10 protein-coding genes are annotated in these 12,503 nt (G+C 51.5%); 3 read left to right on the top strand and 7 right to left on the bottom strand.

Going from position 1 to position 12,503, the window contains the following annotated elements:
* Positions 1 to 9 precede the first annotated feature (9 nt).
* Complete coding sequence (locus ACO0K9_RS04160; protein ID WP_422982053.1) at positions 10 to 810, bottom strand: PP2C family protein-serine/threonine phosphatase; 801 nt, start codon at positions 808 to 810, stop codon at positions 10 to 12.
* 84 nt (positions 811 to 894) lie between these two features.
* On the opposite strand from ACO0K9_RS04160, the gene ACO0K9_RS04155 reads away from it, so the two are divergent.
* Positions 895 to 1,095: a YdcH family protein gene (locus tag ACO0K9_RS04155; RefSeq protein WP_186945196.1), complete on the top strand. Its 201-nt coding sequence runs from the start codon at positions 895 to 897 to the stop codon at positions 1,093 to 1,095.
* Between the two features lie 44 nt (positions 1,096 to 1,139).
* The gene (locus tag ACO0K9_RS04150) at positions 1,140 to 3,140 is read left to right on the top strand and encodes an ATP-dependent DNA helicase (RefSeq protein ID WP_422982524.1); all 2,001 of its coding nucleotides are present in this window, start codon (positions 1,140 to 1,142) and stop codon (positions 3,138 to 3,140) included.
* A 103-nt stretch (positions 3,141 to 3,243) separates the two neighbouring features.
* Here the strand turns inward: ACO0K9_RS04150 and ACO0K9_RS04145 are convergent, their stop codons facing one another.
* The 6 genes from ACO0K9_RS04145 to ACO0K9_RS04120 all read right to left on the bottom strand — a co-directional run bounded on the left by ACO0K9_RS04145 (position 3,244) and on the right by ACO0K9_RS04120 (position 11,447).
* On the bottom strand, positions 3,244 to 5,307 hold the full coding sequence (locus tag ACO0K9_RS04145; RefSeq protein ID WP_422982051.1) for a M13 family metallopeptidase: 2,064 nt from the start codon (positions 5,305 to 5,307) through the stop codon (positions 3,244 to 3,246).
* Between the two features lie 175 nt (positions 5,308 to 5,482).
* The gene (locus ACO0K9_RS04140; RefSeq protein ID WP_422982049.1) at positions 5,483 to 6,472 is read right to left on the bottom strand and encodes a peptide ABC transporter ATP-binding protein; all 990 of its coding nucleotides are present in this window, start codon (positions 6,470 to 6,472) and stop codon (positions 5,483 to 5,485) included.
* Positions 6,472 to 7,488 carry an oligopeptide/dipeptide ABC transporter ATP-binding protein gene (locus tag ACO0K9_RS04135; protein ID WP_422982047.1) on the bottom strand — a complete coding sequence of 339 codons (1,017 nt, stop codon included), beginning with the start codon at positions 7,486 to 7,488 and terminating at the stop codon, positions 6,472 to 6,474. The genes ACO0K9_RS04140 and ACO0K9_RS04135 overlap by 1 nt, the downstream gene beginning before the upstream one ends.
* Before the next feature lie 13 nt (positions 7,489 to 7,501).
* On the bottom strand, positions 7,502 to 8,452 hold the full coding sequence (locus ACO0K9_RS04130) for an ABC transporter permease subunit (protein ID WP_422982045.1): 951 nt from the start codon (positions 8,450 to 8,452) through the stop codon (positions 7,502 to 7,504).
* Between the two features lie 44 nt (positions 8,453 to 8,496).
* Positions 8,497 to 9,501, bottom strand: coding sequence for an ABC transporter permease subunit (locus ACO0K9_RS04125; protein ID WP_422982043.1), 1,005 nt, complete (start codon positions 9,499 to 9,501; stop codon positions 8,497 to 8,499).
* Positions 9,502 to 9,839: 338 nt separating this feature from the next.
* Positions 9,840 to 11,447, bottom strand: a complete 1,608-nt coding sequence (locus ACO0K9_RS04120; RefSeq protein WP_422982041.1) for an ABC transporter substrate-binding protein — start codon at positions 11,445 to 11,447, stop codon at positions 9,840 to 9,842.
* 290 nt (positions 11,448 to 11,737) lie between these two features.
* Here ACO0K9_RS04120 and ACO0K9_RS04115 point away from each other — a divergent pair, with 290 nt between their 5' ends.
* Positions 11,738 to 12,469 carry an alpha/beta family hydrolase gene (locus ACO0K9_RS04115; protein ID WP_422982039.1) on the top strand — a complete coding sequence of 244 codons (732 nt, stop codon included), beginning with the start codon at positions 11,738 to 11,740 and terminating at the stop codon, positions 12,467 to 12,469.
* Positions 12,470 to 12,503: the final 34 nt, after the last annotated feature.

Below are 12,503 nucleotides of genomic sequence, written 5' to 3'. Positions count from 1 at the left end.
TTAGCAGAATCAGATCGCCCGACGCATTTTTTGCACAGTATATGATTTGACTTCTGTTGGTAGTTCTACCAGCTTGATAATCGCAAACGTGCAATTGTCGCCCCGGCTGTTGGCCCTGTCTCTGGCTTTCCTGATCAAAAACTCGGAAGCCTGACGTGGACTGTTGGCTGCCACGGCGGCAGACAGCTCATGATCATCGAAATAATGCCAGAGGCCATCAGAACATAACAAGAAGTTGTCATGCGCTTTTAGTTCATTGTATTCGCCAAAGGTGACGTAGGGTGCCGTGGTGCTTGAACCCAGCACATTGATCAGGATATTCGATAAACGATGGGTCTTGGCTTCTTCAGCGGCAATTTTGCCATCATCCACCAGTTTTTCCACATAGGAATGGTCTTTGGTTCTCTCGGTAAAATTGGGGCCGGTAAAGCGATACAGGCGCGAATCACCGACATGTGCCCAGATGGCTTCTTGTTTTGGTGTTATTACAAGAGCAACAAAAGTGCTATGAGGTTCCTTTTCTGAGGAGACGCCCGACAATTTAATGACAGTGTGTGCTTCGTTGACTATGTTTTCTAACAGGCTGCGTACATCGTTTCCTGGGTAAAATTCATCAAAGAGTTGTTTTGCTGTCCGTACTACTTGCTCTGCAGCAAGTGCTCCACCGCTTTTCCCCCCCATACCGTCTGCCACCACGGCCATGACATAGCCGGGTGCATGCGGAGCCGCAAAAAGTGCGGCACGGTCTTGTTGTTCCTGCCGGTCACCGATATGTTGTCCGGTTCCAGCTTCGATCTTATATTGGCTCATACGTCTTGGTAGATTAAACTAACGGGATAAACCCGAAAATGGTCTTTCCTTAATTAAACTTTATTTTACTGCAACCAGAAGACTATGAGCCACCCGGAACAAACACTACAACGCATTATCGAGCTGGAGGTTGAACATAGAGACCTGGATGTGGTAATCGAGACGCTGATCAAGGATCCAAGTCACGATGAACTGCAACTTCGTCGCCTCAAAAAGCGCAAATTACAACTGAAAGACCATATTACACTGCTTAGGATGCAACTGACACCTGATGTCCCTGCATGATTATCCGCTTTTCCTTGTCCTGATAGTTAGTTTCTGATTGCCTCATTTTGACTGAATCACTTGCCACACCGAATGCAATCGGCATTCACGATGCCGAAGTAGAACATATTTTTGGATTAACCGGCCCATTAAGTGCATCGGTGAACGCTTATCGCCCTCGTCAGGCACAGACCGAGATGGCAAAGGCCATAGCAGACGCCATCGCCGGACAAAAGACCCTGATCGCTGAGGCTGGTACAGGCACAGGTAAAACCTATGCCTACCTGATTCCTGCTCTGTTATGGGGTGGCAAAGTGGTGGTTTCTACAGGAACCAAGAATCTGCAGGATCAGTTGTATTTGCGCGATATACCGACCATACGCAAAGTGCTGAAAGCACCCGTGTCGGTAGCCTTGCTGAAGGGTAGGGCCAATTATCTTTGTCACTACCACCTGGAAAGAACCATACAGAATGGCCGCCTGAGCTCACGCGAAGATGTCGGCTACCTGCGTGATATCAGCCGTTTCATAAAAACCACAAGTACGGGGGACAAGGCTGAACTGGCCAGGGTGCCGGAAAGTGCATCGGTCTGGAGCCTGGTCACGTCCACCAAAGATACCTGCATGGGGTCAGAGTGCCAGTATTATCAGGACTGCTTTGTCATGAAAGCCCGCAAGGAAGCGCAGCAGGCCGACGTGGTGGTGGTCAACCACCATCTGTTCTTTGCCGACGTGGCTTTGAAAGATACCGGCATTGCCGAATTATTGCCATCTGCGAATACCGTTATATTTGATGAAGCCCATCAGTTGCCGGAAACAGCCACGCTGTTCTTTGGCGAAACAGTGTCCACCTCGCAGGTGCTGGAATTATGCCGGGATGTGCTGGCAGAAGGCCTGTCGCATGCCAGGGATGGTGCCGAATGGGCCAAACTGGTGGCTCCGGTAGAGCGTGCTGCGCGTGATTTGCGGCTGGCATTTCCGCAGGATGTAGTCAGATACTCGATTGACCAAATTGCCCCTTCCAGCCCGTTTTTTGAAGCTCTGGAGACCCTGAAAACCTGTATGCAGGACATGATCGCCGTCCTGGAAAAACAGGCGGAGAGGGCGGAAACGCTGGAACAGTGCCGGGTACGGTCTATTTTACTGGCTGAGCAATACGAAAAATGGAATGCCGCCGATGATGGCAAGTCCGGCGACTATGTCTTGTGGGTGGAAGCCTTTTCCACTTCATTGCAATTGCATCGCACACCCTTGTCGATTGCACCCATCTTCAACAAACAGCGCGAAGGCGTACCGCGCGCCTGGATTTTCACTTCCGCTACCATGGCGGTGAAGAATGACTTCAGCCACTATGTGTCGCAAATGGGTTTGTGGGATGAGCCTGCCCGTACGTGGGCCAGCCCCTTCAATTATCAGGAACAGGGTTATCTCTACGTCCCTAATGGCATGCCGCAACCGAATTCTTACGAATACATGGATGCGGTGATTGATGCAGCATTACCGGTGATAGAAGCAGCCGGTGGCCGCACCTTCCTGTTGTGCACGACGTTGAAAGCGGTAAAACACAGCGCCGAGCGCTTGCGTGAAGAATTCCAGAAGCGTGGCCTGGATTTCCCCCTGTTTGTACATGGTGACGCCGGCAGGACAGAATTATTGGACAGATTTCGCGCTGCCGGCAACGGTGTTCTGATCGGTAGCCAGAGTTTTTGGGAAGGGGTGGACGTCCGTGGCGAAGCGCTGTCGCTGGTGATTATCGACAAACTGCCATTTTCTCCACCCGATGACCCCGTGCTGTCTGCCCGCATTGCAGCGATGGAAAAAAAGGGCTTGAATGGTTTCGTTCATCACCAGTTACCAGAAGCCATCATCAACCTCAAGCAGGGTGCCGGTCGCCTGATTCGTGACGAGGGGGACAGAGGGGTACTGATGATCTGCGATCCGCGGCTGATCTCCAAGCCCTATGGCAAGCGCGTCTGGCAAAGCCTGCCTTCATTTGCCCGTACCCGTGAGCTATCGGATGTACTGGCTTTTTTCCAGAAAATAAAGACACCGGCTGCAACCATATAGGTTGGACCTCATGTAAAAAGGCAGCACTGTTTCCAGTGCTGCCTTTTTCATCGCCGTCACCAGCTAACGCAAAATCGTGACGGCAAATCCTGATGGCAGGTACTTACCAGATACTGACGCGCTCGGCTGGTGTCAGGAACATCTTGTCACCTTCCTTGAGTTTATAGGCGTCATAGAAGCCTGGCATATTGCGCAGTGTGCCATTCGCACGGATTTCCCCGGGTGAATGTGGATCAGTCTTCAACTGCACGATCATGGACGCTTCACGCATTTTCCCGCGCCAAACTTGAGCAAAACCCATGAAGAAACGCTGATCGCCAGTCAGGCCGCCAATCACTGGTGCCGGTTTGCCGCCGAGCGACAGTTTGTAAGCCTTATAAGCGATGGCCAGGCCGGAATTATCGGCAATGTTTTCACCCAGAGTCAGCTCGCCATTGACGTTGTAGCCAGGAATAGGACTAAAGGCACTGTATTGCTTGACCAGAACGGCAGTTTTTGCCGCAAATTTCTCGTGGTCTTCCTTGCTCCACCAGTCACGCAGATTACCTTTGCCATCATATTGTGCGCCCTGGTCATCAAAACCATGGCTGATTTCATGGCCGATGACGGCACCGATGCCACCATAGTTGACTGCATCATCTGCTTTGGCATTGAAGAAAGGTGGTTGCAAAATAGCTGCAGGGAACACGATTTCATTCAGTTCCGGGTTGTAATACGCATTCACGGTCTGTGGCGTCATGCCCCATTCGTCACGGTCTACCGGTTTGCCCAATTTGTTCAGTTCAAATTGCGCGGCAAAGCTGCGGATATGACGCAAATTGCCGACTGCATCACCCTTGGTGACAGTCAAGCCGGAATAGTCACGCCATTTGTTGGGGTAGCCAATCTTGGGCATGAACGTCGCCAGTTTTGCCTGCGCCTCTTTTTTGGTGGCCGGGCTCATCCAATCCAGGGTATCGATGCTTTGCTTGTAGGCGACCAGCAAATTGCTGACCAGTTTTTCCATTTTGGCTTTGCTCGCAGCCGGGAAGTGCCTGGCAACATACATTTTGCCCAGGCTTTCACCCATGCCGGAATCGGCCAGGCGAACACCGCGTTTCCAGCGGGCTTCCTGTTCTGGCACGCCGCGCAACGTGGTGGCGTTGAATGCAAAGTTTTCATCGGCGAAATCTTTCGACAACTGACCAGCAGCAGAGCGCAGGATATGCCATTTGAAATAAGTTTTCCAGCTATCCAGCGATGTCTCTTGCAGTACTTTGTTAAAGCCGGTCAGGTAGCTGGGCTGGCTGACGATGAGGTAATCGATCTTGCCTTTGATGCCCAGTTCGCTCAGATAGGTGTTCCAGTCATAGCCGGGTGTCAGTGTATCGAGTTTGCTGATGTCAACTTTGTTATAGGCTTTGACCGGGTCACGCAATTCAACCTTGGTCCATTGTACTTTGGCCAGTTCGGTTTCCAGTGCCAAGATATCGATAGCATGTTTTGCCGCTTCCTTGTCACCGGACAGGGTCAGCATTTTTTCGATATGCTGGACATATTTGGCGCGAAAATCCTTTAATTTGGCGTCGTCGTCCTTGAGATAATAATCGCGGTCAGGCAAGCCCAGGCCGGATTGACTTACGTCCAGCACGTATTTTGTTGAATCTTTATTGTCTTGGTGGATCTGGAAGTCATATGGTGCACCGATGCTGGTACGGTTCAGCCAGGCCATCAGTGTAGGAATCTGTTTTTTGTCTGTCATGCCATCTACTTTGGCAAATTCGCCTTGCAGTGGCTTCAAACCCATTGCATCGATGTGCGCGGTATCCATGAAACTGGCGTACAGATCAGCGATTTTTTGTGCATCAGTGCCTGGTTTATTCTTTGCCTTGGACAGACCTTCAATAATCGCATGCAGGCGCGGAATGGTTGCTTCGCGCAAGTCGATGAAGGCACCAGCAGAGGCTTTGTCGGCCGGGATTTCTGTATTTTTCAGCCAACTGCCATTGACGTGACGGAAAAAATCATCCTGCGCACGTACGGAGCTGTCATTGTGACCAGCTTCTATGCCAGATAACAAGACAGACGATGCGGAGGCTGCTTTGGCTGGTTCTGCTGCAAAGGCGATATTGCTGCCGACGGTACCGGCAATCATCAGCGCGATAGCGCTAAGTACTTGAGCTTTCACTTGGGGGTCTCCTGAGAGTGAAGTGTTTTATAAAAATACGACAAACTTTTTGCGGCTGGTTTCAAGTAATCACTGCCTGCAGCAGCTTGCTATAGCTGTCATAAGACTGCGTGAGTTTAGCGAAGTTCGACAGGTTTGGTAAAAGTTTCGCAAATAATTGCAAATAAAATACTATTTAGTTGATTTCTTCGGCGCGGTGACAGGCCAGCAAGCGGTCTGCAAATGGACGTAATAAGGGGATTTCTTGTCGGCACCGGTCATTCGCGTGCGGGCAGCGATTGTTGAAGGCGCAGCCTGGCGGTGGTGCAAGCGGCGAGGGCAACTCACCTGGCAACATCATCTTGGCCTGGCGTTGGGCCGGGTCTATACGTGGTGTAGAGGCCAGCAATGCCCTGGTGTAGGGATGCAGCGGCTGTTTGAAAATACTTTGCTTGTCGCCATGCTCAACCGTTTTGCCCAGGTACATGACCAGCACGTCGTCTGCAATATGCTCGACGACAGACAGGTTATGCGAAATAAACAGGTAGGCGACGCCGTTTTGCTGCTGCAAATCCATCAATAAATTCAAGACCTGTGCCTGTATCGACACGTCGAGCGCGGAGACTGGCTCGTCGGCAACGATCACTTCAGGGTCAAGCATGAGGGCGCGGGCAATCGCGATGCGCTGTCTTTGTCCGCCTGAAAACATATGCGGATAACGGCTATAGTGTTCTGGCCGCAAGCCCACGCGGGCCATCATTGCCCGCGCTTTTTCTTCCCGTTCGGCAGATGACAGGCGGGTGTTGATGATCAGCGGTTCTTGCAGCATGGCACCCACTTTCTTACGCGGATTCAGGCTGGCATAGGGGTTTTGAAATACCATTTGCACCAGCGGCCGGACCTGCTTCAGCGTTGCCTTGTCGGCATGTGCAATGTTTTTTCCAGCCATCCATAATTCGCCACCTGATGGTGCTTCTATCATGGTGATCTGGCGTGCCAGGGTGGATTTGCCGCAACCCGATTCACCCACCACGGCCAGGGTTTTACCCGCGGTCAGTTGAAAAGAAACGCCATCAAGGGCTTTGGCCAAAGCTTTGGGACGCAGAAAACCCTGTGACACAGGATAATGTTTGGCCAGATTTTTTGCTTCCAGTAAAACCGGAGCCTGAGTAGACGTGTTTTGCATCATGCCGCCTGATGAATGTGAATCGCTTGCCAGCCCTTACCTGGGGCACCCTGTGCGTCCAGCGGATAATGGCAGCGTACCTGCGCATTCGCTTCGCCTTGCAATTGCGGTCTGTCGGTATGACACAGTTCCGTGGCATAACTGCAGCGCGGCGCCAGCAGGCAACCGATCGGCCTGTCATACAGGCCAGGCACAACACCAGGTATGGTTTGTAGCCGTGCCTTGCCCAGATTGTGCTCAGGCAGGGCGGCCAGCAAGGCCTGGGTGTACGGATGTTTGGGCGCATTGAAAATGTCTGGCACCGTGCCGGTTTCCAGTACCTGGCCGGCATACATGACGACCACCCGTTTTGCGGTCTGCGCTACTACGGCCAGATCGTGGGTGATCAGCATCAATGCCATGCCGCGTTCACTTTGCAATTGCAGTAACAGTTCCAGCATTTGCGCCTGTACGGTCACATCCAGCGCCGTCGTTGGTTCATCAGCAATTAGCAGACGCGGGTTGCAGGCGATGGCAATGGCGACCATCACGCGCTGGCTCATACCGCCGGATAATTGATGTGGGTAAGCATGCATGCGGCGTTCAGGATCAGGAATATCCACTTGTTTGAGCAGGGCCAGGACTTTGGCGCGCAAGTCTTTTTCTTTGCCACCCTGATGCAGGCGCAGGGTTTCCATCAACTGGAATGCCACGGTATAGCAGGGGTTAAGGCTGGTCATGGGGTCCTGAAAGATCATGGCAATATCCTTGCCCAGCAATTGCCGTCTTTCCTTGTCCTTCATGCTGAGCAGATTGCGGCCATCAAAATCCATTTGTTCGGCACGCACACGACCGGGAAAATCGATGAGACCCATCAATGCCAGCGAGGTCACGCTTTTGCCTGAGCCGGATTCGCCGACGATGCCGACGACTTCGCCTTGCTCTATCTTCAGGTCCAGACCATCGACGGCGGTGAATGGCTGGGATTCCGAACCAAATTCGACGCGCAGATTTTTAATATCCAGTAATAGTTTCATGTTGAATCTTTGTTCAGCGTTTTAACTTGGGGTCGAGTGCATCGCGCAAGCCATCACCCATGAGGTTAAAGGCCAGTACTGAAATCAGGATCGCCAGACCAGGAAAGGTAACAACCCACCAGGCACTCTGGATAAATTCCATGGCACTGGCCAGCATGGAACCCCATTCTGGCGTTGGGGGTTGTGCACCCAGGCCAAGAAAACCCAGTGCAGCAGCATCCAGGATGGCGGTAGAAAATCCCAGTGTCGCCTGGACAATGATGGGGGCGGCGCAATTGGGTAACACGCAGTTGAACATCAGCCGCAAATTGCCGGCCCCGGCTATGCGTGAGGCATTCACATAATCCTTGTTTAACTCGCCGCTGACGGCAGCCCTGGTCAACCTGGCATAGGATGGCATGAGGACGATGGCAATCGCGTACATGGCATTCATCAAGCCGGGGCCAAGTATGGCGACCACCGCAATCGCCAGCAACAGGCTGGGCAGTGCCTGCAAGATATCCATGAAGCGCACGATAATGGTTTCCAGCATGCGCGAAAACCTGCCGGTCCAGCTGCGCGAAAAACCGGCGACCAAACCCAGGGTCACGCCGACACCCATGGACAGCGTCACGGATACCAGCCCAATAATGAGCGACAGACGAGAACCATGGATCAGGCGCGACAAAATATCGCGGCCAACCGGGTCGGTACCTAGCAAGAATTTGCTGCTACCGGCGGCGGCCCAGGCTGGTGGCGTCAGGGTCGCATCACGGTATTGCTCAATTGGTGAATGGGGTGCTATCCATTCAGCGAACAGGGCGCATAGCGTCAGTACCCCAACCAGCACCAGGCCAATGACTGCGCCACGGTTCTGTTTGAAATACTGCCAGAATTCAAGCAGGGGATGCGGCGGTGCTGCAGTGGCCACGCTGCTGCTGGTGCTGGCGGTATTGCTGCTGCCGGGTAAGCTAGTGTTGCTCATAAATCTGTGCCCAGGTCGGTAAAGTCAGAATGAAAATTCATGCATCAGTGACGTATGCGCGGATTGATGACGCCATACAGCACATCGACAATCAGGTTGACTGCAATGACGATGGTGGCAACCATTAAAATTCCACCTTGCACCGTTGGGTAATCCCGTCTTTGTATTGCCTCAATCAGCCATTTGCCTATGCCCGGCCAGGAAAATATGGTTTCTGTCAGTATCGCGCCAGCCAGCAGGGTGCCGACCTGCATGCCGATAACGGTAATCACCGGTATCAGGGCATTGCGCAGGGCATGTACCCAGACCACGCGCATCCATGACATGCCTTTTGCCCTGGCCGTGCGCACATAGTCTTCACGCAAAACTTCGAGCATTGCCGAACGGGTCATGCGGGCGATGACGGCCAGCGGGATGGTGCCCAGGGCAATGGCGGGCAAAATCAGGTGCATGACCGCAGATTTGAATGCGCCTTCTTCACCTGACAGCAGGCTGTCAATCAGCATCAGCCCTGTGACCGGCGGCAGGTCGAACAGAATATCAATACGGCCAGACACCGGCGTCCAGCCCAACGTCACGGAAAACAGCAAAATCAGCAGCAGCGCCCACCAAAAGATAGGCATGGAATAGCCAGTGAGCGAAGCGCCCATGACAGAATAATCGAGGAAGGTATTGCGCTTCAGTGCTGCCAGTATGCCGGCCGGCAAGCCAAGCACGACAGCAAAAATGATGGCGCACAAAGACAATTCCAGTGTGGCCGGAAACAGGGTGAAAAATTCCTTGCTGACCAGTTCCTGGGTGATGATGGAACGTCCCAGGTCACCCTGAAGCACTTTGCCGAGATAAGAAAAATACTGCTGATACAGGGGCTGATCCAGGCCATACAGATGCATCAGTTTTGCATAGCGTTCGGCATCCATGCCGCGTTCGCCAGTCATGGCTTCCACCACATTGCCGGGTATCAGGTGTATCAGTGAAAAAACCAACAGCGTGATGCCTATGAAGGTGGGTATGACTACGCCCAGGCGCCGCAAGATAAAACCCAGCATCGAAAAACCTTTTTAAAACAGATCAGCGAGTTCGGTACATCAAACCATAAATGGATACCGGTTTTCAGCATCAATATAAATCGGACTTGCGCAAAATTGTCCCAGCAAGGCTATCGCTTTCGGTAAACCTCCCTTATAGGGGAGGTCTGTTACGTCGGCAGGCAACATGTTGCCTGAAACCCCGACTACACCGCCAGCGACGAAGCCAGTACTTTAGTACATGACCTTAGTAAATGCGGGAGCTGCAACGCAGCTGGGGCGGTTTTGCGTAAGTCCGATAAAAATCGTGGTGCCAATTTGCATGCACGTCGCAAACTGACACCACGCCGGAGTATTTCTTATTTTGCCAGGTCTACTTTTTTGAAGTAGTGATGGGCGGTGGAATCCATTTTGAAGCCAATCACGTCCTTGCGCACTGGGGTATAACGCAAAGAATGTGCCAACAGCAGCAAAGGTGCCTCTTCATGCACAATTTCTTGTGCTTTTTCATACAGTTTGGCTCTTTCACTCTGTTTTGGTGTCAGTTTGGCTTTTTGTATCAGGTCTTCATAATCCTTGTTGCACCAACGTGGGATATTGCCGCCACCTTTGACGGCTTCACAGCCCAGAATTGGTTCAAAGAAATTATCCGGATCACCGTTGTCGCCCGACCAGCCAAACATCATCGAATGTTGTTCACCAGTTTTACTGCGTTTTTTGTATTCTGTCCATTCATAGGTGGTCAGCTTGGTTTTGACACCGATCTTGGCCCAGTCGGCCTGTATCAGTTCGGCCATGCGCTTGCCATCCGGATTGTAAGGGCGTGACACCGGCAGGTACCAGAGTTCTATTTCCACGCCATTGGGATAGCCCGCCTTGGTCAGCAGTTCCTTGGCTTTGGTAGGGTCATAAGGGAAGTCCTTGACCTTGTCATTGTAAGACCACATGGTAGGCGGGATGACGTTCTTGGCTGGCTGGCCAGAACCGGCATAGACTGACTTCAGTATCGAGGTTTTGTCGACGGCCAGGTTCAGTGCCTGACGCACCAGTTTATTATCGAAAGGTTTTTTCTCGACGTTAAAGCCAATATAGCCAATGTTCAAGCCTTGTTGACTCAGCAGCTTGATGTTCGGATCACTCTTCATGAGTTCGACATCGGCTGGTTTGGGCAGCGCCATCACATGACATTCACCCGCTTTTAATTTCGCATAGCGTACCGAAGCATCTGGTGTAATGGCATATACCAGGTTATCAATTTTTGGACGGCCATCCCAGTAACCATCATGTGCCTTGTAGCGGATGATGGCATCTTTTTGATACGACACAAACTGGAACGCGCCAGTGCCTATGATTTCCTTGTCGATCAGCTCTGGTGTACCGGCCGCTTTCATTTTTTCTGCATATTCAGCCGAATGCACGGACATGAAATCCATGGTCAGGGTCGCCAGGAAAGGCGCTTCCTGACGTTTCAGTTTGAAACGTACGGTCATGTCATCGACTTTTTCCAGCTTGTCGACGATTTTGTTGATGCCCAGATCCTGGAAATACGCATAGGTCTGGCCCGGTGTATTTTTATGGAAAGGATGATTTTCATCGGCCATGCGATAGAAGCTGAACAGAATATCGTCCGCATTCATGGTACGGCTGGGCGTGAACTTGGCGTTGCTGTGGAACTTCACACCCTTGCGCAGTTTGAAGGTGTAAGTCATGCCGTCAGGAGAGATTTCCCATGACTCGGCCAGGGCAGGGGTGATATTGGTGGTACCTGTTTCCATCTCCACCAGACGGTTATACATGGGTACAGAACCGGCGTCTGCTGTTGTACCTGTCGTGAAAAATTGTGGATTGAAGCCTTCCGGACTTCCTTCGGAGCAAAAAACCAGTGTTTTTGCTGCCATCGCAACACTTGCATACGCACCCAGAATCGCCAATGCGCCAGCTTTCAACAACCATTTACTTTTTTTCATCCAGACTCTCCAAAGTGAACAAGTACCAGTAAAATTGACAAGTCGATTGTGCCACGGGCGACTCGTGCAGATTTTTGTATTGTGCAGCAATTCGATAAATTTTGTATTACTTTGTTACACGGCTGAAGAAAATTTTGAAAATAAAACAGTCAAACAAGTGTTGTTAGTAATCGATGGATTTTGCATTCAAGAAGTTTTGCCACTGTTGTGTATTTGAATCAGTTTTGCTGCACTCCATTTTATTGATTGCAGCCAATGATGAATCCTGATAACCCGCATTCGAACCCGACATGAATTTATCGTCAGAAATAAAATCAACTTCGATATTACATTTGCGAATAAGTGATGCGCATGTGCTGGAAGTGTGCGTCGATTTCCCTGAAGGTGCAGGGCCTTTCCCCGCTCTTATTCTGGCACCAGGCTTGCGCTATGACATGCATCGCCCCGTCATCGCACAAAGTGCTGACCATCTGGTGGCACAGGGTATTGCTGTATATCGCTTCAACTGGATTTTTTATACTGTGGATGCGGAGAACGGCCATCCTTCTGCCGATCTGTCGGCAGAAATTGCCAGTATGCAGGTCATCATTGCAGCAGCCAGAAGCGATGCCCGCGTCAATCCGCATCAATTGTCGGTGGCCGGTAAATCATTTGGTTCTGTTGTCGCCTGGCAGGTGTTTCAGGCTGACAAACGCTTGCAGCGTTGCATCCTGATGACGCCCTTATGCAAGAGCGAGGTGACGAATGAGAATGAGGCATTGGATGCGGTCAGGAAAAATTATCCCGACGTTGAACAGGAATCCAGACCAGTCGCCATGATGGCCGGTGATCAGGACCCGTATTGTGAGTTACCGCTGCTGTACCGTTATGCAGCAAGTTTTGCCAGGCCAGCAACAGTAATCGTATTGCCGGGCAACCACAGCTTTGAAATGCCGTCAGAAGATATCGTTTCGTCTGAACCTGCTTTTCAGCGGACTATGGATTTGCTGGTCAGGCAGCTAGGTACTTTCCTGCTGGCTTGAGCAGGAAAGTTAAGCAGGAAAGTTGAGACGGGTT

It is taken from the genome of Undibacterium sp. Ji50W (assembly GCF_049340445.1).
In the GTDB taxonomy this organism is placed as follows: domain Bacteria; phylum Pseudomonadota; class Gammaproteobacteria; order Burkholderiales; family Burkholderiaceae_D; genus Undibacterium.
This window is presented reverse-complemented; position numbering and strand designations above follow the sequence as displayed.